The following is a 16,724-nucleotide window of genomic DNA, read 5'->3' on the forward strand; positions in this document are numbered from 1 at the left end:
ATCAGCAACGCAGAGGTCGGCCTCGCGCGTCTTCAGGGATGCCGTCGTTATCTGTATCCCGGGCAACTCTGACACGTCCGCCCCGGCTCACGATGATCTGGCCTGCCAGTGATGCGTCTCGCGATTTGGGGCACCACGTAATGTTGCCCAAATCACTGTGAATGAATCCGGTCGGTCTGAATTGAAAGTAGCTTCGATGGAGTGAGCGGACTATAAAGTACCCGTTGCTTGCCGGCGAAATTGTTCTGAGGAGGTTTTCGTTTGCACTCAGTTTTCTTGTGTTTCCAGAATCCACGAAAGCGTGAATCTCGCCGTTCCAATCCTTGCCACAGGCGCCATTGCCATCAAGAGGACAGACCGTGATAATTTCCCCGTGCATTACTGCGTGTTGCCGCGCAAATGCAAACACACCTATAAGGTCATGCAATGCTCCCCTTCGCTCTTGATTGTATGCAAGAATTGTGAGTGAGGGTAGTGCCACATTTATAAGTACTGCAGCAACAGCCACTACCATCATTAATTCCAGAAGCGAAAAGCCACGATTTTTGTGTGCAAACATTTTTTAACATCCATGTACTAGAAAAAAGTAACGAACGCATCCTGCGTATCGTCGTCCTGTTGCCTTAATATACCTCGAAAATCACTCCATCCCCAACTTCTTCAACCGATACCGCAACGCCCGAAAACTGATCCCCAGCTTCTTCGCCGCTGCAGTCTTGTTCCAGCGCGTCGCCTCAAGCGCTTTCTCTATCGCCTGGCGCTCAATGGATTCGAGGTAACCTTCCAGATCAATATCTCCCTCTGGTACCAGCGTGGGGCAGGCATCCGAGATCGCGGCGCCGCTGGCGACCTCTGATCCACCCGAGGCCATGCCATTGCCCATATGCAGGTCCGCAGCACTGATGCGGTCTGCGTCGCACAGGGTAAAAGCACGCTCAAGAATGTTCTCCAGTTCCCTCACATTGCCGGGAAAATCGTGTTCTTTCAGCCGCTCCACGGCATCGGCATTAAGCACAGCGGGGTCGCATTCATACTCGCGCGCAATCCGTTCAAGGATATGGTTGGCCAGAAGCTCGATGTCGTCCTTGCGGTCCCGGAGTGGGGGTACGGCCAGTTCGATCACGTTAATCCGGTAGAACAGATCCTGACGGAAGCCTCCGCCCTGAACCAGTTCGGCCAGGTTTTTATGAGTAGCGCTGAGCAGGCGGATATCGACCGGGATTTCTTTGGTGTCCCCCACCGGGCGCACGGCTTTTTCCTGAATGGCCCGTAGCAGTTTTACCTGCATGGCGAGAGGGAGGTCGGCTACTTCGTCCAGAAACAACGTTCCGCCATCGGCTGAACGGAACAGCCCTTCCTTGTTGTCAACGGCGCCGGTAAAGCTGCCTTTTTTGTGACCGAAAAATTCGCTCTCCATGAGCTCGGAAGGAATGGCGCCGCAGTTAACGGCGATAAAGGGCCCATCCCGGCGCGGGCCTTGCAGGTGAATCATTCTGGCCACCAGTTCTTTGCCGCTGCCGGATTCACCGTTGATAAATACCGGTGCCTGGCTTCTCGCGAGTTTGCGGGTCTGGTTGCGCAGTTTTTTGATTTGTACGGAGTTGCCCAGTAACAGCCCGGGCTCGTCGGTGGCCGACTCCTCCTGGGATTCGGGCTGTGCCAGCTTCAGTGCACTGTTTACCAGTTCTCTGAGCCGGTTGAGCTCAACGGGTTTGGACACGAAATCAAATGCGCCGGCTTTCAGCGATTCAATGGCGGTGTCCATGTTGCCATACGCGGTGATTACGGCAACAGGGGTGGCTGGCCGGTGCTGTTGAATCCACTGCACCAGCTCTATGCCGTTGCCATCGGGCAGGTTCATGTCTGTCAGGCATAGCTGCGGGTTATGGCTTTCCAGCAGTTTGAGAGCGCTCGTAAGATCCGGGGCAGTCAGGGTTTTAATGCCCATACGAGTCAGGGTGATTTCAAGCAGGTCCCGGATGTCCGGTTCATCATCAACAATCAGCGCAGTGTGAGTGGTCATCTTGTCGTGTTGGTTCCGTGTCGGTCCATGTCAGATCATTCGCCCGGGGTGGGCGAAGGTTATGCGAAAGCAGCAGCCTGGCTGATCGTCTTCCACCAGAGACAGATGGGCCTGGTTAGATTCGCACAGTTCCCTTGCCAGATAAAGCCCAAGCCCGGTACCGCCCTGGTCGGTTGTGTAAAAGGGCTCGAAAACCGAGTGGCTGGCACTTTTAGCGACGCCTGGGCCGAAGTCCCTTACGTCCACATAAGCCCGTTCACCATCAGCAGTGGCTCCGGCGCGCAGCTCGATTTTACGCACGCCACAATGCTGCTGGCTGTACCGCAGGCCGTTGTCACACAGGTTGACCAGCACCTGCTCGATCTGACTTTTATCAAATCGGGCTTCGGGTACGCCAGGTGTGATCTTGACAGCGATATCGGTTGGCGGCTTGGTTTTCTCCTGGGTTTGCAGGAAGTCGGTTTTGAATTCTTTCAGCCACGCCGCAACATCTACAAGGTCTGCATTCGCCGGTTTACGCCGTGAAAGGCTGAGCACGTTCTCCACAATGCCGTTCACGCGCCGTGAGTGGCGGCGGATAATATCCAGCATCTGCTTGTCACCCTTATCGAGGTTGGGTGATTCTTCCAGCAGCTGGGCTGCGTGGCTTATTGCACCGAGAGGATTGCGTATCTCGTGAGCGATGCCCGCCGTCAGTCGCCCCAGGGAGGCCAGTTTCATTTGCTGCGCCTGCTGGGTCACTTTGCTCATATCCTCGATAAAAACCAGGATCTGGTCGCCACGCTTCTGGTCGAGCTGGGTAAAGTTAACCTGAAGCAGAGGCGATGTGGGTGCCGGTTGAAACGGCTCGGTGCGCTTTTCAGGATTCTTCAGCCAGGCTTCCAATCCGGCTTTCAGGGGTTGGGGAAGGGTATGGGAGCGGCTGGCTGATGGTCTCGCATCTGTTGGGGTGCCGAACAGCAATTCTTCAGCCGCGGCGTTTGCGAGGCGTAGCTGCCCGTGCCGGTCGAGCACAAGAATACCCGTGCGCATACGCTGAATGATCTGCTGGTTGATCTGCTCCAGTTCTGCAATGCTTTGCGCCCGGCTTGTGGCCAGTGCTTCGCTGCGCATCATCCGCCGGGAAATGTTCTGCAGAACAAACGCTGCGGCAAAATAGAGAATACCCAGGGAGCCCGCCCGCACGATATCGTCGCCCTGCCCATCGAGCGTCAGGGCTGCCCACCCTGAAATGCTCAAAGAGCAGATCGCCGCAAGTGCCGCGTAGAAGGTTCCCATGCGGCTGGGGGTCAGAATGTTTCCTGCCGCAACAGAGACGATAACCAGGTTGGCCAGCCCATTGGTGATACCGGTACTGGTAAACAGCAGCCCGTGCATGATCAGAATGTCCAGAAGAATGGACAGGGTGATGTGCCGTTGCCCCGGCTGAAAACCTGCGAGAATAACCAGTGCCACAAAACAGTTCAGTGCCAGGTAACCCACCACGCCAAGCTGGTAGTAATCAAGCAGGCGGAAACGGGTGTCAAAATTCACCGGGTCAACAAACAACAGGGCAACCAGCATCAGGCTGATCACAACCCTGTAGTGGTTGTATATTCGAAACAGTTTTGCCTGCTGCAAACCGGGTGTTCTTTGGCCGGCGCTGACTGCGGATACCGTATCTGTCGCCATGGTTTTGAGAAATCCGTTGCTGAGCGGAAGAAATCAGGGTCTGTGCGGGGTTATAATAGCCTTTTCGTGGCAATGAGTTACAGGAGCCAGTTTATGTCTGTGTCCGGGAGCACCCCGTTTTCCAGTGCATTACCCCGTAATCTGCGGGTGGTGATGGCGCAGTTGGATTTTCTTGTGGGGGATATTCCCGGCAATACTGACCGGATTATTGCTGTGGCGAAGCGTGCGCGCTCAGAGCAAGACGCAGATATCGTGGTTTTCCCGGAGCTTTGCATCACCGGTTATCCACCGGAAGACCTGCTGCTGCGCCCCAGTATGGATGTAAGAGTGAGTGAGGCCCTGGAGCGGCTGCAAGGTGCAGAGCTGGGGGCTGCAATTGTTGTCGGTGCGCCGCTTCGCAGCGGTGGCCTGTTATACAACGCAGCCGTGGTGATTGAAGGCGGCGAAATTACTGGCCGGTATTTCAAACGGTTTCCTCCGAATTACCAGGTGTTTGATGAAAAACGCTACTTTGCCGAGGCTGCGGACGCGGTTGTTGTGGAAATCTGTGGTGTGCCGGTTGGTCTTACCGTGTGTGAGGATATCTGGGCCGATGGCCCGGTTGAGGATTCCGCTGCGGCTGGCGCCCGCCTGATCATCAACCTGAACGCATCGCCCTATGACATTGATAAACAGGCCCGGCGAAAAGCACTGCTGGAGCGTAAATCCCGCGAGAACCAGGTGAGTATCGTTTACACCAATCTGGTAGGCGCGCAGGATGAGCTGGTGTTCGACGGCGGCTCAATGGTCTTTGACCACTCGGGTACTCTGGCGGTTGAGGCGCCGCAGTTTGCCGATGGGTTGTTCCCGGTGGATTTTCTGTGCGAGCGCCATTGTCAGCCTACTTCCCAGCCGCTGCCACCGGAGCCCTCTGTGGAAGCTAACGTTTACAGCGCGCTTGTTACCGGTGTTCGGGATTATGTAAACAAAAACGGCTTCAAATCGGTGGTGCTCGGGCTTTCCGGTGGCATCGATTCTGCTGTGGCCCTGGCTGTCGCCACGGATGCGCTGGGGCCGGAACGTGTCCGTGCTGTGATGATGCCGTTTCGGTATACGTCAGACATCAGCCTTGAAGACGCAGAGGCCCAGGCTCAGGCCATGGGGGTTCAATACGATGTGTATTCCATAGAGCCCATATACGAATCCTTTATGGCGACCCTGGCAGCGCCGTTTGAGGGCACCTCGCCGGATACAACCGAGGAAAATCTGCAGGCCCGTATTCGCGGCGTGGTGCTCATGTCGCTGTCCAACAAGTTTGGCTCGCTGGTGCTTACAACAGGGAATAAAAGCGAGCTGGCGGTGGGGTATTCAACTCTCTATGGCGACATGGCGGGTGGTTTCGATGTGCTGAAGGATGTGCCCAAAACGCTGGTGTTCCGCCTGGCCTGGTACCGTAACTCCGTGTCGCCGGTGATTCCTGAGCGCGTGATAACGCGGCCACCCTCGGCGGAGCTGGCTCCGGATCAGAAAGATGAGGATAACCTTCCCGGCTATGACGTGCTGGATCAGATTCTGAATTTGTACGTGGAGCGGGATTTCAGTGCAGATGCAATCATTGCCGAGGGCTTTGATCCGGCAGATGTTAACCGTCTGATTCGGCTGGTGGATATCAACGAATACAAACGCCGGCAGGCACCCATCGGGGTGCGCATTACCGAGCGCGGTTTTGGCAAGGACCGCCGCTACCCCATTACCAGTGGCTGGAAAAGCGGCAAATAGAACGCCGGGTTATTCGTCGCCCATAAGCCCGAAGGTTATCACGCTGGACAGCGAACGGTTCTCGCGCTTCAGCAGGTTGGCTTCAAATTCGCCGCGGCTGTTGAATGCCTGGCTTTCAGGGAAGTTCTGGCGAAGCATGGCGATTGCGTCGTTAGAACCCTTCTTGAACTTCAGGAAATCGAAGGTTTCCGCCAGAATAATCAGGGCTTCTTCAACGGAAGGTGAGGTGGGGTAGTTCTCTACGATGTAGCGCGCCCGGGTATTGGCTGCCACGTAGGCTTCACGTTTGATGTAGTAGCGTGCGGCGTGAAGCTCCAGCTCCGCCATGCGGTTGCGTATGGCGATCATGCGCTGGCGGGCATCGGCAGCGTACTCACTCTCCGGGTAACGGTTCAGCAGTTCACTGAAATCCCGGAATGCCTGCTGCTGTTCTCCGGGATCCCTGGCGGCCACATCTATGGGGAAATAACGCGCGGCCAGCCCGATGTCCAGGTTATAGGAAGCCAGCCCCCGCATGTACAGCGCGTAATCGGCATGATCGCTTTGCGGGTTCAGGCGCAGGAAGCGATCGGCTGCCGCTCTGGAGCCTTCAAGGTCCAGATTCTGGTAACGGGCATAGATGAGATCAAGTTGTGCCTGCTCGGCGTAACGACCAAACGGATAATAGGTTTCCAGGGCATCGAGGTTCTGCTCGGCTTCGTTAAAGTTGCCGGAGTTCATGGCTTGCCGTGCATTGTCGTAATAGGTTTTTTCCGGCAATACTTCCTCCTGCTTGTTGGACGCGCAGGCACTGATCAAAACAATCAGTGTGGAAAGTAGCAGTAAACGAAAACCTGATCTCATGCCGGAATCCCGTATAATGTCGATTAATTCGAGTGCGTCATTGTAGCGGGGAACGCGCCCCATGTGCAGTATCACATAGAGTGCGGCGCCCGATTGTTTCAAAATTCTGACCGCAACGTAACACACACAGGCCCCGGGGGCTTAATGTCATCTGAAAACCGAATAACGGCCAGTTTTTCTGTACCGCCAGGGCTGAGTGACCGGCGTCTGGACCAGGCAGCGGCCGAGCTTATGCCCGAGCACTCGCGCTCACGCCTGCAATCCTGGATTCGCAGCGGCGCCCTGACGGTGAATGGAGGCGCCCGAAAGCCCAGGGATAAGGTGATGCTGGGGGACAGGCTGGAGTTGGATGCCGAACCGGAAGCACAGGTTACCTGGCAGGCGGAAGAGATCAGCCTGGATATTGTTTATGAAGACGAGCACCTGCTGGTAATCAACAAGCCCGCAGGCCTTGTGGTGCACCCTGCTGCGGGCCACGCTGATGGTACGCTGGTAAACGCGCTGCTGAACTACGCCCCGGAGGTGGAGAACCTGCCCCGGGCCGGTATTGTTCACCGCCTCGACAAGGACACCTCCGGCGTCATGGTGGTTGCGCGAAGCCTGATCGCCCACACCTCGCTGGTGGATCAGCTGCAGACTCGCAGTATGGGCCGGGAATACGAGGCGGTTGTTGTGGGTACGCTCACCGGAGGCGCCACGGTCGATGCGCCGATTGGCAGGCACCCCCAGGACCGGAAAAAAATGGGCGTGGTCAAAAGCGGAAAGCCCGCAGTAACCCATTACCGGCTGATTGAGCGTTTCGCTGCGCATACTCATGTGCGCTGCAAACTGGAAAGCGGCCGCACGCACCAGATTCGCGTGCATATGGCTCATGTGAAGCATCCGCTGGTTGGCGACCCGCTTTACGGTGGCAGGTTGCGCTTACCCAAAGGCACAACCGAAGAGTTGCGAGAGGTTCTGGCGGCATTCAACCGGCAGGCACTGCATGCCCGTAAGCTCACGCTGGAGCACCCGGAAACCGGTGAAATCCTGAGCTGGGAAGTGCCGCTGCCTGAGGATTTTTCAGGCCTGCTCGCGGCGCTACGCAAGCATCTTCAGGAACTGGAGAATAATGAATTCTGAAATGGTCCGGGGGTTGTCGCTTATTCGCCCGGATTGGCCGGCGCCCCCGAACATCCGTGCGGTTTGCACAACCCGCCCGGGTGGATTCAGTCCACCACCCTGGGACAGCCTGAACCTGGGGAGCCATGTGGGTGATGCCCCGGAACGGGTTCTGGAAAACCGCAAAGCGCTGGCCGATGCCTGCGGTCTTTCTGTCGGAGCATTCGGCTGGCTGAATCAGGTTCATGGGGTTGAGGCGGTGAATTTGTCGTCTGGAAATGCTCGCGGGATTCCGGAGGCCGATGGCAGTTTCACGCGGGCAAGGGGTCAGGCTTGCGCCATTCTCACTGCCGACTGCCTGCCCGTCATCCTCTGTGATCATCAGGGCGATGTTGTGGCGGCTGCGCACGCCGGTTGGCGAAGCCTCTGTGGCGGCATACTGGAAAACCTGGTAGCTGGTATGGAATTGCCAGGGAGTGCTTTGATGGCCTGGCTCGGGCCAGCCATAGGCCCCGACGAATTTGAGGTGGGCCCTGAAGTCAAAGCCGCATTCATGGCGCAGGACCCGCATGCAGAAACAGCGTTCAGAACCCCGGGCGCCCGCGAGGGTCATTTCATGGCAGATATCTATACACTGGCCCGGCAACGGTTGGAGAGGCTGGGTATCGATAATATACACGGTGGTGGTTTTTGTACGGTCACCGACCGTCAACGTTTCTATTCTTATCGCCGCGATGGCCAGACCGGGCGCATGGCGACGGTTGTCTGGAAAAGCTGAGCCGTGTCAAATTTCTGACGTGTTTGATGGGCGTGACCTTGAACTTCCCCGGGTCGGCACTACATTAGTTCTCAAAGCAAACCGAATGCGCACTAACAAATCGCATTCGCCGGACGAATCGGGGAAGAGAATTCATGAGAATCGACAAGCTCACCAGCCTATTGCAAGGTGCACTGGCAGACGCCCAGTCACTGGCCGTTGGCAAGGATCACAACTTCATTGAACCGCTGCACCTCATGCAGGCCATGCTTGACCAGCAGGGCAGCTCCATCAAGCCGCTGCTCAAGCAGGCCGGTGCCGAGCCCGGTCGGGTTCGCCAGGCCGTGGCACAGGAAATCGAGAATCTGCCCGAAGTACGCGGCAGTGCGGGCGATGTGGCCATGTCCAACGATATGGGCCGTCTTTTCAATATTGCGGACAAGTTGGCGCAGAAGCGCAAAGACCAGTTTATCTCCAGTGAGCTGATGTTGCTGGCGGCCCTGGAAGACCGTGGCACCCTCGGTCGTATTTTGCGTGAGCAGGGCGTAGACAAGGCGGCACTGGAAAAGGCGATCGATTCAGTACGTGGAGGTGAAACAGTGGATGACCCAGGGGCTGAGGAAAATCGCCAGGCTCTCTCGAAGTATACGATTGACCTGACCGAGCGCGCAGAAGCCGGGAAACTTGACCCGGTGATTGGCCGTGACGACGAAATACGCCGCACCATCCAGGTGTTGCAACGCCGCCGCAAAAACAACCCGGTGCTCATCGGGGAGCCGGGCGTGGGTAAAACCGCCATTGCCGAAGGCCTGGCCCAGCGGATTGTAAACGGCGAAGTGCCTGAAGGCCTGAAAAACAAGCGGGTGTTGTCTCTGGATATGGGCGCGCTCATAGCCGGCGCCAAGTTCCGTGGGGAGTTTGAAGAGCGCCTGAAAGCGGTGCTTAACGAACTGGCCAAACAGGAAGGCCAGATTATCCTGTTTATCGATGAAATCCACACGGTGGTAGGTGCGGGTAAAGCCGAAGGCTCCATGGATGCTGGCAATATGCTCAAGCCGGCATTGGCCCGTGGTGAATTGCACTGTGTAGGCGCCACTACTCTGAATGAATACCGCGAGAACATTGAGAAGGACGCCGCCCTGGAACGCCGCTTCCAGAAAGTGTTGGTGAATGAGCCCAGTGAAGAAGACACGGTCGCCATTCTCCGTGGTCTGAAAGAGCGTTACGAAGTACACCACGGCGTGGAAGTGACCGACGGAGCGATTATTGCTGCGGCCAAGCTGTCCCAGCGTTACATCACTGACCGCCAGTTGCCGGACAAGGCCATTGACCTGATCGATGAGGCAGCGAGCCAGATCCGTATGGAAATGGACTCCAAGCCAGAGCCTCTTGATCGACTTGAGCGTCGCCTGATTCAGCTGAAAATTGAACGTGAGGCGATGAAAAAGGAAACCGATGCCGCATCGAAGAAGCGCCTGGAAGAATTGTCTGACGTAATTCTGAGTGTTGAACGGGAATACTCGGATCTTGAAGAAGTATGGAACGCCGAGAAAGCGGCTTTGCATGGTTCTCAGGAAATAAAGAGCCAACTGGAACAGGCTCGGATCGATCTGGAAAACGCCCGCCGGGCTGGCGATCTGGGCAAAATGTCCGAGTTGCAGTATGGCCGCATTCCAGAGCTGGAGCGCCAGCTGGATATGGCAGGCCAGGCTGAAATGATGGAAATGACGCTTCTGCGCAATCGCGTTACCGACGAGGAAATCGCGGAGGTTGTCTCCAAGTGGACAGGTATTCCGGTATCCAAAATGCTGGAAGGCGAGCGCGACAAACTGATGCGCATGGAAGACGCACTGCATAATCGTGTTATTGGCCAGAATGAAGCAGTAGAAGCCGTGTCGAACGCCGTGCGCCGATCCCGCGCTGGCCTGGCAGATCCGAACCGGCCTAACGGTTCCTTCCTGTTCCTTGGGCCCACCGGTGTTGGTAAAACGGAATTGTGTAAGGCTTTGGCGTCATTCCTCTTCGATACCGATGATGCCATGGTGCGGATTGATATGTCCGAGTTTATGGAGAAGCACTCCGTTGCCCGGCTGATTGGTGCGCCCCCCGGGTATGTGGGGTATGAAGAGGGTGGATACCTCACTGAAGCCGTTCGTCGTCGCCCCTATTCCGTGCTGCTGCTGGATGAAGTTGAAAAGGCGCACCCGGATGTCTTCAACATACTGCTTCAGGTGCTTGATGATGGCCGCCTTACCGATGGCCAGGGCCGTACGGTGGACTTCCGCAATACGGTTATCGTGATGACCTCGAACCTGGGTTCGGACATCATTCAGCAGAAGGCTGGCGAAGAAAATTATGAAGCCATGAAGAGTGCAGTCATGGAGGTGGTGGGAACCCACTTCCGGCCAGAGTTTATAAACCGTGTAGACGAGGTGGTTGTATTCCACCCGCTTGCAGGAGATCAGATTCACGGCATCGCGAAAATCCAGATCGAGATTCTCAACAAGCGTCTGCAGGAGCAGGGTGTGAAACTGGAGCTGGACGAAGCTGCGCTGGATTTACTTGCAGAAGTCGGATACGACCCGGTTTACGGTGCGCGGCCTCTCAAGAGGGCAATTCAGCGGATGATTGAAAACCCGCTGGCGCAGAGGCTGCTTCAAGGTGATTTCGTGGCCGACGATACCATTCGTGCCACTGTCGATGATGGCAAGCTGGTGTTCAAGGCAGCGTAACCGGAGTAAAACATGTCTGAAGGGGCAGCGCCTAAGGGCCTGCCCCCATTTTTTAACTGGCGTTAGAGCTTATTGCTGACCGTCTTCGGGCTCACAATTTTCAGCGACAATTTCTTCGTACTTCTGTTTCTGCTCAGCGATTTCTTCGGGCGTAAGATAGCGCTGCTCGCCATCTTCTTCCACGCGAATGCGTGAATTTGAATTGATGATATCCAGATTTGCCTTTGCGGTTGCACAGTTGGCCTCGCGCTGTTTCCGCCGTGCAGCTTCAACTGCCGACTCCTTTTGTTTCTGCGCCTCCTTTCGTTGCTGCTCCTGAATCTCGTCGAGCTGCTGCTGAGGGCTGGGGCGATTGCTGCTGGCACTGGAGCTGGTGCCGGAGCGTACGTTAATGGTCTCGGAGCTGGCGCCTACCGGTTGGCGGTCACCAAAATGAGTTACACCGTTTTCGTCCGTCCATTTATACACCGAAGCGCCCATTGCCAGGCCTGGTGTGAGGGCGATTAATAGTGTCAGCATCAGGGTTTGTCTGTTCATGGCTCTACTCATGGTGTGTTCACTGCTCCCGGGCAAGCCTTTAACCTGACAGAGACCGGGCCCCTAGTTCTGTTTTGTGTTTGGGTATAATGCCATTTGTGCAATGTATTTTCTTCTGTCTGGTTCAAAACTCTGTATCGGAATTGTGAAGACTAATGTCAGGTGTTTCGTCAGATATGGTTGTATTAAGCGCCTGGAGCTATTGACAGGGAGTTTCGCGCTGTCAGAATTACCGATTGCCTGAAGACTGGGGCTAATACGGCAGGCAACCCCGTGCAAGTATCCCCCGTTATTTACCACACTGAGCGTGCCGCGCATCTGTCGCGGAATGGTTGTTGCATACGTGCAACCCGTCCATTGGCCGTTCTCCGCAACCCTCAGGAGGGCGGCTGGCCAGGAGACAACCTCTTAATAAAGTGTGGAGCAGCAGCCGGTTCCGCTTTCACAAGAAGCATGGCAACCGTGAATCCAGGCAACCGGGCGTGTGCCCGGCTCATTCACTCGTAGAAGAGGGTAAAAAATCGTGGAGTTATTGTCTGGCGCCGATATGCTGATCCGCTCCCTGCAGGACCAGGGGATCGAGTACATATACGGCTATCCGGGTGGCGCAGCCCTTCATATTTATGACGCGCTGTTCAGGCAGGATCAGGTCAAACATATTCTGGTGAGGCACGAACAGGCGGCGGTGCACATGGCAGATGGCTATGCGCGCGCTACCGGGCAGCCCGGAACCGTGCTTGTAACCTCCGGCCCTGGAGCCACCAACACCATTACCGGAATTGCCACTGCGTTCATGGACTCCATTCCCATGGTGGTTCTGTGCGGTCAGGTTGCGTCCACCCTGATTGGCGAAGACGCGTTCCAGGAAACGGACATGATGGGCGTCTCCCGCCCCGTGGTTAAGCATAACCTCAGTGTGCGCCATCCTTCAGAAATTCCGGAAATTATCCGCAAGGCGTATTACATCGCTTCAACGGGCCGCCCCGGGCCGGTTGTAGTGGACATCCCCAAGGATATGACCGCGCCAAATGAGCGTTTTGAGTACGCTTACCCGAAAAAGATCAAGTTGCGGTCATATAACCCGGCTATACGGGGTCATGCGGGGCAGATCAAGAAAGCCGTCGATATGATGCTGGCGGCCCGCAGGCCCGTGATTTACGCCGGTGGCGGTGTCATTCTTGGTAAAGCCTCGGGGCAACTGACAGAACTGGTGCGCAAGCTGGGTTATCCGATCACCAATACCTTGATGGGCATTGGCTGTTACCCGGCCAGCGACAAACAGCACCTTGGCTGGCTGGGTATGCACGGAACCTACGAAGCCAACATGGCAATGCACCATTCCGATCTTATTCTGGCTGTGGGCGCACGGTTTGATGACCGGGTAACCAACGCCACTGAAAAGTTCTGCCCCGGTGCCCGTATCATTCATATCGACATTGACCCCGCATCCATTTCCAAGACTATCGACGCCGATGTGCCCATCGTGGGCCCGGTTGATGTGGTCCTAAAGGAAATGCTGGCGCTGGTGAAAGATAGCAAGGAAAAGCCGGATGCGGATGCGTTAGCCTCCTGGTGGAAACAGATTGACGAATGGCGTGCATTCCACGGCATGCGCTATGAAACCAGCCCGGATGTGATCAAACCGCAGGAAGTTGTGGAAATGCTGTGCCGTCTTACCAACGGAGATGCGTTTGTTACCTCCGATGTGGGGCAGCACCAGATGTTCGCCGCCCAGTACTACAAGTTTGACAAGCCTAACCGGTGGATCAACTCTGGCGGCCTGGGCACCATGGGGTTTGGCTTGCCGGCAGCGATGGGTATCAAGCTCACACATCCGGACGACGAGGTGCTCTGTATCACCGGTGAAGGCAGTATCCAGATGAACATTCAGGAACTGTCCACCTGCAACCAGTACAAACTGCCGGTAAAGATCATCAATCTGAATAACCAGGCACTCGGCATGGTAAAGCAGTGGCAGGATATGAACTATGAGTCCCGGCACTCACATTCGTACATGGAGTCGCTGCCGGATTTCATCAAGCTGGCGGAAGCATACGGGCATGTTGGTATTCGCATCGACAGGAAAGAAGATCTGGAGCCAAAGCTTAAAGAGGCGCTTGCCATGAAGGACAGGCTGGTTTTCGTGGATATTCAGGTCGATCCCTTTGAGCACGTGTATCCGATGCAGGTGGCCCGTGGCTCCATGAAAGACATGTGGCTCAGCAAGACGGAGAGAGTGTGATCATGCGTCGAATCATTTCTGTTTTGCTTGAAAACGAGCCGGGAGCCCTGTCCCGCGTGGTGGGATTATTCTCGCAGCGAAATTACAACATTGAGACGCTCACCGTTGCCCCCACCGAGGATGAGACCCTGTCGCGCCTTACGGTAACAACGACCGGCTCAGACCGGGTTATTGAGCAGATCACCAAGCAACTCAACAAGCTTGTTGAAGTAGTCAAGCTGGTGGATCTCACGGAGGGCGCCCATATTGAGCGCGAGCTGATGCTGATCAAACTGAAAGCTACGGGATCGCAACGGGCGGAAATCAAGCGCACCGTGGATATATTCCGGGGCCAGATAGTTGACGTTACCAGTTCGGTGTACACCGTGCAGTTAGCCGGTGACAGCGACAAGCTGGATGGATTTGTTCAGGCGATCGGCACATCGGGCGTACTTGAAGTGGTGCGTTCGGGTGTATCCGGAATCGCCAGGGGCGAAAAGGTTTTAAGTCTCTAGGCAGTTTTAAATCATACGAACGACCAGGTCTCCTGAAAGGCCATCACAAATAACAGAGGTTACCCATGCAGGTTTATTACGATAAGGATTGCGATCTTTCCATCATCCAGGGCAAGAAAGTTGCCATCATCGGTTTTGGCTCACAGGGTCACGCCCATGCGTGCAACCTGAAAGAGTCCGGTGTGGATGTAACTGTAGGTCTGCGCCCAGGATCTTCTTCCATTGCCAAGGCAGAAGCCTACGGCCTGAAAACCAGCGACGTGCCATCTGCGGTGGCTGCTGCTGATGTCGTCATGGTTCTGACACCGGACGAGTTTCAGTCCCAGCTGTACAAAGCCGAAATCGAGCCGAACCTCAAGCAGGGTGCTACCCTGGCGTTTGCCCACGGTTTTGCCATTCACTACAACCAGATTGTTCCGCGCAAGGATCTGGACGTTATCATGGTTGCACCGAAAGCTCCGGGCCACACGGTGCGCACCGAGTTCGCCAACGGCGGCGGTATTCCTGATCTGATTGCCATCTTCCAGGATGCGTCCGGTAACGCCAAGAACCTCGCACTTTCCTATGCCAGCGGCATCGGCGGCGGTCGTACCGGTATTATCGAAACCACATTCAAAGATGAAACCGAAACCGATTTGTTCGGTGAACAGGCGGTTCTTTGCGGTGGCGCGGTTGAACTGGTGAAAGCCGGTTTCGAGACGCTGACCGAAGCCGGTTACGCGCCCGAAATGGCCTACTTCGAGTGCCTGCACGAACTCAAGCTGATTGTGGACCTTATGTACGAAGGCGGTATCGCCAACATGAACTACTCCATTTCCAATAACGCGGAGTATGGTGAGTATGTGACTGGCCCGGAAATCATCAACGAGCAGTCCCGCGAAGCTATGCGTAATGCCCTCAAGCGAATTCAAAGTGGTGAATACGCGAAAATGTTCATCTCCGAGGGTGCTCTCAACTACCCATCCATGACTGCGCGTCGTCGCCAGAATGCGGCACATGAGATTGAGGTCGTGGGGGAGAAGCTGCGTGGAATGATGCCGTGGATCTCTGCCAACAAGATCGTGGATAAGGATAAGAACTAAGCGCAGTTTCGCTTGGTGTAACAAAACGCGGCCCGGGTGGCCGCGTTTTTCGTATATACTCCGCCCAAATACTTTCCGGAGTTATGGGAATGACTGAAGATAGAAAAGATGCCGAATTGGGTTCCTCCGCCAATGAGCCGGAATTGTCCGAGAGCACGGCGGGTGAATTTGATATTGAGCCAGGTGAGGTTGTTGAGGAAGAGTTGGTAGAAGGTGCACCGGTGCGCAGGAAAGGCATTTACCTTCTCCCGAACGCGCTTACCACGGCCTCGCTGTTCTCTGGCTTTTACGCCATCGTGTCTGCAGCTGGTGGCGTTTTTGATAACGCAGCGATTGCGATCTTTGTTTCCATGATACTCGACGGGCTTGATGGCCGTGTTGCCCGCATGACCAATACCCAGAGCAAATTTGGTGAGGAGTATGACAGCCTTGCCGACATGGTTGCATTCGGTGTCGCGCCGGGCTTCGTTGCCTTCTTCTGGTCGCTGAACGGGCTCGATAAAATTGGTTGGGCTATCACCTTTATATACGTTGCTGGCGCAGCGTTGCGTCTCGCCCGTTTTAACACCCAGATCGGATCCGTGGACAAAAAGTATTTTGTTGGCCTGCCCAGCCCAGCGGCGGCAGCATGCGTTGCTGGTCTGGTATGGTGTTTTCACGCATGGGAGCCTGCAGCCTGGCTCACATTCCTGACTCTGGTTGTTGTCGGTGGTTCGGGTGTGCTGATGGTCAGCAATGTTCTGTATCGCAGCTTCAAGGATCTTGATCTCCGCGGCCGAGTGCCCTTTGCAGCTATTTTGCTTGTGGTCCTGATGTTCGTAGTTGTTGCACTGGATCCGGCCACGGTGCTTTTTACCGGATTCCTGATCTATGCCCTCTCGGGCCCGGTGCGTGCGTTGTTTCGTAGAAAAACGCGGCGTCCGGCCGGTGGCAAGGGCTAGTGCTTGGCTGCAGGATCAGTGTTGTGCGATTTTTGATCGGTTTTTCTCGTTTTTTGCAGTATTTATAGGTGGAAACCGAGAACTTTGAGAGTTAATTCAAAAACCCCGTTGACAGTTCTGCGGGTGTCTGTAGAATGCGCATCTCCTTCGAGGGGCACGCCGCTGAGGCGGGGTGATTCTGGAAGGGCAACTGTTTGAAAGTATTGAAGAAAGCGGAGTTTAACTTTCTTCAAATAAACGGTTGACAAGGCGGCGGATCGATGTAGAATACGCCACCTTGATTGAGCAACGGCTCAACGGCTCTTTAACAAATTGACCAAGTAATTCGTGTGGGCGCTGGCTGGAGTATTTCGACAGGAAATACCAAGACAGCGACTCGTCGAAATTGAGTTTTGTCTTGAGCAAGAATTAAGAATCTACGGATTCTTGTATGATTTAAACTGAAGAGTTTGATCATGGCTCAGATTGAACGCTGGCGGCAGGCTTAACACATGCAAGTCGAGCGGAAACGATGGTAGCTTGCTACCAGGCGTCGAGCGGCGG

Annotated in this window: 13 protein-coding genes and 1 rRNA gene; 9 read left to right on the forward strand and 5 right to left on the reverse strand. The window is 55.4% G+C overall.

Annotation, left to right across the window (positions count from 1 at the left end):
* Position 1 precedes the first annotated feature (1 nt).
* The 3 genes from CDH48_RS19720 to CDH48_RS14010 all read right to left on the reverse strand — a co-directional run bounded on the left by CDH48_RS19720 (position 2) and on the right by CDH48_RS14010 (position 3,694).
* Positions 2-559 carry a GspH/FimT family pseudopilin gene (locus CDH48_RS19720; RefSeq protein ID WP_100689363.1) on the reverse strand — a complete coding sequence of 186 codons (558 nt, stop codon included), beginning with the start codon at positions 557-559 and terminating at the stop codon, positions 2-4.
* A gap of 81 nt (positions 560-640) precedes the next feature.
* Positions 641-2,023: a sigma-54-dependent transcriptional regulator gene (locus CDH48_RS14005; RefSeq protein ID WP_100689364.1), complete on the reverse strand. Its 1,383-nt coding sequence runs from the start codon at positions 2,021-2,023 to the stop codon at positions 641-643.
* A gap of 30 nt (positions 2,024-2,053) precedes the next feature.
* Positions 2,054-3,694 (reverse strand): sensor histidine kinase, encoded by a 1,641-nt coding sequence (locus CDH48_RS14010; RefSeq protein ID WP_100689365.1) that lies wholly within the window; start codon positions 3,692-3,694, stop codon positions 2,054-2,056.
* A 93-nt stretch (positions 3,695-3,787) separates the two neighbouring features.
* Between CDH48_RS14010 and CDH48_RS14015 the strand changes: the two genes are divergently transcribed.
* Entirely contained in the window at positions 3,788-5,452 is a 1,665-nt protein-coding gene (locus CDH48_RS14015; protein ID WP_100689366.1) for an NAD+ synthase, read from the forward strand.
* Between the two features lie 9 nt (positions 5,453-5,461).
* Here the strand turns inward: CDH48_RS14015 and CDH48_RS14020 are convergent, their stop codons facing one another.
* On the reverse strand, positions 5,462-6,295 hold the full coding sequence (locus CDH48_RS14020; protein ID WP_100689381.1) for an outer membrane protein assembly factor BamD: 834 nt from the start codon (positions 6,293-6,295) through the stop codon (positions 5,462-5,464).
* A 144-nt stretch (positions 6,296-6,439) separates the two neighbouring features.
* Here CDH48_RS14020 and rluD point away from each other — a divergent pair, with 144 nt between their 5' ends.
* From rluD to clpB, 3 genes are all read left to right on the forward strand, one after another.
* Entirely contained in the window at positions 6,440-7,417 is a 978-nt protein-coding gene (gene rluD, locus CDH48_RS14025; RefSeq protein ID WP_100689367.1) for a 23S rRNA pseudouridine(1911/1915/1917) synthase RluD, read from the forward strand.
* Positions 7,407-8,174, forward strand: a complete 768-nt coding sequence (gene pgeF, locus CDH48_RS14030) for a peptidoglycan editing factor PgeF (protein WP_227521093.1) — start codon at positions 7,407-7,409, stop codon at positions 8,172-8,174. Before rluD ends, pgeF begins: the two co-directional genes overlap by 11 nt.
* A 134-nt stretch (positions 8,175-8,308) precedes the next feature.
* Complete coding sequence (clpB, locus tag CDH48_RS14035) at positions 8,309-10,885, forward strand: ATP-dependent chaperone ClpB (RefSeq protein WP_100689368.1); 2,577 nt, start codon at positions 8,309-8,311, stop codon at positions 10,883-10,885.
* Positions 10,886-10,954: 69 nt separating this feature from the next.
* Here clpB and CDH48_RS14040 read toward each other — a convergent pair whose 3' ends face one another.
* Positions 10,955-11,422, reverse strand: a complete 468-nt coding sequence (locus tag CDH48_RS14040) for a DUF4124 domain-containing protein (RefSeq protein WP_100689369.1) — start codon at positions 11,420-11,422, stop codon at positions 10,955-10,957.
* Positions 11,423-11,945: 523 nt separating this feature from the next.
* Between CDH48_RS14040 and CDH48_RS14045 the strand changes: the two genes are divergently transcribed.
* From CDH48_RS14045 to CDH48_RS14065, 5 genes are all read left to right on the forward strand, one after another.
* Positions 11,946-13,664 carry an acetolactate synthase 3 large subunit gene (locus CDH48_RS14045; protein ID WP_100689370.1) on the forward strand — a complete coding sequence of 573 codons (1,719 nt, stop codon included), beginning with the start codon at positions 11,946-11,948 and terminating at the stop codon, positions 13,662-13,664.
* A 2-nt stretch (positions 13,665-13,666) separates the two neighbouring features.
* Positions 13,667-14,158: an acetolactate synthase small subunit gene (gene ilvN / locus CDH48_RS14050; RefSeq protein WP_100689371.1), complete on the forward strand. Its 492-nt coding sequence runs from the start codon at positions 13,667-13,669 to the stop codon at positions 14,156-14,158.
* A gap of 65 nt (positions 14,159-14,223) precedes the next feature.
* A complete protein-coding gene (gene ilvC / locus CDH48_RS14055; protein WP_100689372.1) occupies positions 14,224-15,240 on the forward strand; it encodes a ketol-acid reductoisomerase in 1,017 nt (338 codons plus the stop codon).
* A gap of 89 nt (positions 15,241-15,329) precedes the next feature.
* Positions 15,330-16,181, forward strand: a complete 852-nt coding sequence (pssA, locus tag CDH48_RS14060; protein ID WP_100689373.1) for a CDP-diacylglycerol--serine O-phosphatidyltransferase — start codon at positions 15,330-15,332, stop codon at positions 16,179-16,181.
* A gap of 437 nt (positions 16,182-16,618) precedes the next feature.
* Positions 16,619-16,724: ribosomal RNA gene (locus CDH48_RS14065) — 16S ribosomal RNA — on the forward strand; the annotation flags it as partial.

The sequence above is a fragment of the Marinobacter aromaticivorans genome (genome assembly GCF_002806975.1).
Lineage (GTDB): Bacteria > Pseudomonadota > Gammaproteobacteria > Pseudomonadales > Oleiphilaceae > Marinobacter > Marinobacter aromaticivorans.

Excerpts from the sequence above, each read along its gene's own strand:
- CDH48_RS14005 (WP_100689364.1), bottom strand. The coding sequence starts at position 2,023 with ATGACCACTCACACTGCGCTGATTGTTGATGATGAACCGGACATCCGG.
- CDH48_RS14020 (WP_100689381.1), bottom strand. The coding sequence starts at position 6,295 with ATGAGATCAGGTTTTCGTTTACTGCTACTTTCCACACTGATTGTTTTG.
- ilvC (WP_100689372.1), top strand. The coding sequence starts at position 14,224 with ATGCAGGTTTATTACGATAAGGATTGCGATCTTTCCATCATCCAGGGC.
- clpB (WP_100689368.1), top strand. The coding sequence starts at position 8,309 with ATGAGAATCGACAAGCTCACCAGCCTATTGCAAGGTGCACTGGCAGAC.
- CDH48_RS14010 (WP_100689365.1), bottom strand. The coding sequence starts at position 3,694 with ATGGCGACAGATACGGTATCCGCAGTCAGCGCCGGCCAAAGAACACCC.
- CDH48_RS14040 (WP_100689369.1), bottom strand. The coding sequence starts at position 11,422 with ATGAACAGACAAACCCTGATGCTGACACTATTAATCGCCCTCACACCA.
- CDH48_RS14015 (WP_100689366.1), top strand. The coding sequence starts at position 3,788 with ATGTCTGTGTCCGGGAGCACCCCGTTTTCCAGTGCATTACCCCGTAAT.
- ilvN (WP_100689371.1), top strand. The coding sequence starts at position 13,667 with ATGCGTCGAATCATTTCTGTTTTGCTTGAAAACGAGCCGGGAGCCCTG.
- CDH48_RS19720 (WP_100689363.1), bottom strand. The coding sequence starts at position 559 with ATGTTTGCACACAAAAATCGTGGCTTTTCGCTTCTGGAATTAATGATG.
- rluD (WP_100689367.1), top strand. The coding sequence starts at position 6,440 with ATGTCATCTGAAAACCGAATAACGGCCAGTTTTTCTGTACCGCCAGGG.
- pgeF (WP_227521093.1), top strand. The coding sequence starts at position 7,407 with ATGAATTCTGAAATGGTCCGGGGGTTGTCGCTTATTCGCCCGGATTGG.
- pssA (WP_100689373.1), top strand. The coding sequence starts at position 15,330 with ATGACTGAAGATAGAAAAGATGCCGAATTGGGTTCCTCCGCCAATGAG.